2 protein-coding genes are annotated in these 3,812 nt (G+C 51.0%); both read right to left on the reverse strand.

All coding sequences use genetic code 11. The features are described 5' to 3' along the window. Positions 1–191 precede the first annotated feature (191 nt). Complete coding sequence (locus GXO76_13465) at positions 192–2,540, reverse strand: hypothetical protein (protein ID NOY78866.1); 2,349 nt, start codon at positions 2,538–2,540, stop codon at positions 192–194. A gap of 80 nt (positions 2,541–2,620) precedes the next feature. Next, complete coding sequence (locus tag GXO76_13470; GenBank protein ID NOY78867.1) at positions 2,621–3,619, reverse strand: hypothetical protein; 999 nt, start codon at positions 3,617–3,619, stop codon at positions 2,621–2,623. Positions 3,620–3,812: the final 193 nt, after the last annotated feature.

Raw genomic sequence — 3,812 nt, forward strand, 5'->3', positions numbered from 1 at the left:
CAATCGCCTCCAACCCACGAAGTGGGTTCAACATTTGTAGCGTTGAAATCAAAAAAATACGAACAACGCCGAAGGTGTTGAACCTCCCTCTGAAGGGTTCGATTTTCGCCTCCTTCCCCGTCAATGTCTAACTTCCTTGATGTTCGTAAAAGCAACACCAATCCCCCCCTTCTATTCTATTTCTAATTATACTAATATTCCACCATCGTATTCGTTCGTAAATAGCGCCGGTATTTCCGGGCAAATTCGCGCTTGTAATTCTCCACAAATACCTGGTAACTGGCGTCATCCGGGCGGCTGGTGCGCTGCCATTCGAAATCGGCGGCGTGCATTTTGGGCGAAAGCACAATCCGGTCGGTGCCAATTTTCGGGTACCCTTTCCGACTCAATCCGCCGCTGTCTTTCACCGGGTAGGTTTTCCCGTTCACGGTTACGGACTTCAAAAACACAAAATAGGGCACGTGAACCACAATTTCCTTCGGCGGATTGCGGAACTTTCCCGTCCACTTAAAATGGGCACCGTCTTTTGTGGGCACAAGCGAAAAACTCAAATTCCCAAATGTGGTGGTGGCGTTGTCCACGCCAATGGACACGCCGTTTTGAAGCCAGGCGGGCGAGATGACTGAAAACAGGTGCAACTGGTCGCCTTCTTCCCGCACCATGATATCGCGCATCAGGCCGCGGTATTTGGCCGCAAACCAGCCGTGTGGCGTGAGGTTGCCGTGCACGTCCCGGTCGGCCCAGGGCACCACGGAATACTCAAATCCGGCGTTTGTGCTGGTGGTGTGCACCAAAATCGAATACAAATCGTGGAGCACATTCCGCTGCTCTCCGCGCACCAGGGACGTTTGGGTGACGTTTGTGGTCAAATAATTGTGCACGTAGCGCTGGTTGCCGTACGTGATGATGCCTTCGCGGAATTTTTCCCGGGCTTCAATCTGGGTGGCCGTCACCATCGGATCAAAGGGATTCAGAACCTCCGTGGGGTACACACTCAGCAGGTTTCCCCAATCCTGACCGCCCAGGTAATCCAGTCCCGGCGGAATGTACCCGCCGCTCATCTGCGTAATGGCCAGCAGGCGTTTCATGAGAGCAGCGTAGTAATCATCGTACTCCTTCTGAAAAGCCGCCGCGTCCTCGGTCTTACCAATGCCTTTTGCCAGAAGAATCGCTTTCTTTAAGCCCAACAACGCCCAGAAATTGTGTCCCGTCACATGACCGGTAATCCGTTCGTTGTCCCCGGGACGCGTTTTTGGCATCAGATGGTAGGGGTCACTTTGGCGCGCCTGGTGCAGCCACGCCACCGCTTTTTTAATGAGAGGAAACATCTTCTCGGCAAATGCCTGGTCATGGGTAAATTCGTAGTGCTGGCCAAACGCCCAAAGGGTCTGTCCCCAGCCGTCAAACTGGCCGCCCTGGGACACGAAATTGCCGTCCTTTTGCTGCCAGCGCGGGAAAAAGCTGAGCACCTGTTTGGCCACATTGTGGTAGCCGGTCAAGTCGTATTCCCGCACCACAAAAGAGGCATCCCGCAGCCAGAAGGCGTGGTATTGAAACAAATTGACCGTTTGAATAAAATGCCCCTGGTATGTGCTGAGCGACATGAGATTGTAAATGAGATTGGTTTTAAACGTATTCACCACCTTGGGTTCCGGCAGATGAAGCTGCATCCCCGCATTGACCCACTTTTCCCAGAAGGCCACTGTTCGCTGGTGCTGTCCATCCCAGGTAAGCTTTTGCAGGCGGGCCACGTCTGCACTGTTTTTGGGAATGGGCTGGTACGGCATTTTGAAATCCAAAACCAACGAATCTCCGGGTTGCAGGAAAAAGTCGTAGAATACCCAGCCCATTGGTTTGGTAGGCAGAAGTTTGCCGCCCGTCAACTGACGCACGGTTTTTACCGTGTATTTCGCTCCGGCTTTCTCGGTTGGGAAAAGTACCAGCAAGCTGTCGCTGCGAAAAACCCCGTTCTTTGAGAAGGTAAACTTCCAATTGGGGTTGAAAGGCACGCCAAAGTGCCACCGAGCGCCCGGGTAACGGGGCAATTGGGGACGTTTGAACCGGTGACTGCCATCGGCATTGGTGTACCGAAACGCCAGGGCAAAAAAATCGTGGCGCGGGTTTTTACTCCGATTAGTGATCCTCACGCGAATAAAATTAATTAAATTGGAGGCCGGGTCTTCCGTGAGCGAATTGGCAAAGGTTCGGAAGGCATACCGCACCCCCTGCTTACACACGCTGTAACGGAAAATCGGCAAGTACCCTTTTTCCAGCGTTCGAATGCGCTGGTTGATTGGGTGGGGCGGGTTCCCCGTAAAAAACATCATTTCGGCGTAGCCCGTGTACAAAAATCCCTCGGGGGTAATTTCCGTGCCGTTGGGATTGTACATGACCCCCATTTGATCCGTCGGGTAGGCCACGTAATTAAACGGCGCATTGGGCGCATCGATTTTCGGGGAAATCATCTGAGCCCAAAGCGGCATCTGAAAAAACGCCACCATTCCAATTAATATCCCCAGTTTTTTGACTGAAACTCGCATCGCACCCTCCTTCATTTTGCTTCCAAACAGATCTGACTTGTAACCGATGGATTCCGCGATTCCCCCGAAAACAAATCGAATTAAATAGGGTTTATTTTTTCTTTTGCCCCCCTTACCGGGGCAGGCTCTTTTTCCTTCTCTAAAAACCGGGCAAAAATTTTCGGGTAGAGAATTTTTTCTTCGATCTGAAACGCCGCAAACAAGTACAACCCGCCAATAATCAAATCCACCAGGTAATGCTGATTCAAATACATGGCCGCCAGCCAGGTGCCCAGCGGGTACAACAGCATCCACTTCAGGTATTTGTGGAACTTCAGGTAGAGAAACGAAATCGCCGCAATGGGGTAGGCTCCGTGCAGAGAGGGAATGGCCGCAAAATGATTGGGATTGAAGGAATCCCAAATAGTTGCAAAGAAATGGCCCCCGAGAAGCCGGTCGACGTCAATCAGCGAGCCGGCACTCAAGCCAAAATAGTGGGTGTGCTGGGGTTGCGCAAATCCGTAGTGCATGACGTACCAGGGCGGTGCCGTGGGAAAAAGCATGAACGTGACCAGCGCCATAAAATTCAGGGTAGTCAGGGTGTAGGCAAACCGGTAGAACATTTTTCGGTCGTTTGTGGTGTGCCAGAACACCCAGCCAATGACAATGGGAACGGCAAAATGGAAGGTGTAGAAATTGGCACTCACCACAGTAAAAAAGTGAGCCAGTGTGTGGAGTGAGGTCTTTTCCTGCCAATGCTGAAAAATAAACGGCAGAATTTTGCCGTGCAAAAAGGGGTAGAAAAGCAATTGCTCGGCGCGGAACGGAAAGTACGTGTGCACATAGCCAAGCAGGTTGTCTGCCACGCCGCGCATCATGTCGTAGGCAATCCAAAAAACAATGAAAGGAGACCAATCCACCAGAAACTGGCGCGAGCGATTCCGTCCAAAGGCCAGCACCACAATGAGCATGGCCAGGAAGGCATGGTCGGGCCGCAGGTGGGTGATCTGATTTTCCAGAATGAAAAAAAGAACAACCAGGACCAGCACGGTGATTTGAAATTTGCCGGTACGCTTCGAAAAAAATTCTTTTAGTGACATGCGTTTACGTTCTCACTTTTGCTTTTTTCCATTCTGAATTTTTCAGAACACTTTTAACCCGAGAATGAAACAGACAACAAACCCAAAGCCCCCGGGCCCTTCTCGCTCAAAAACTCCTCTTAATGTAAAAATCTTTGGGTTTTGTTGCAAGTAAATTTACAACCCCTGCAAAGGATTTGATTCTTCGCAAGGC

The sequence above is a fragment of the Calditrichota bacterium genome (genome assembly GCA_013151735.1).
In the GTDB taxonomy this organism is placed as follows: domain Bacteria; phylum Zhuqueibacterota; class JdFR-76; order JdFR-76; family BMS3Abin05; genus BMS3Abin05.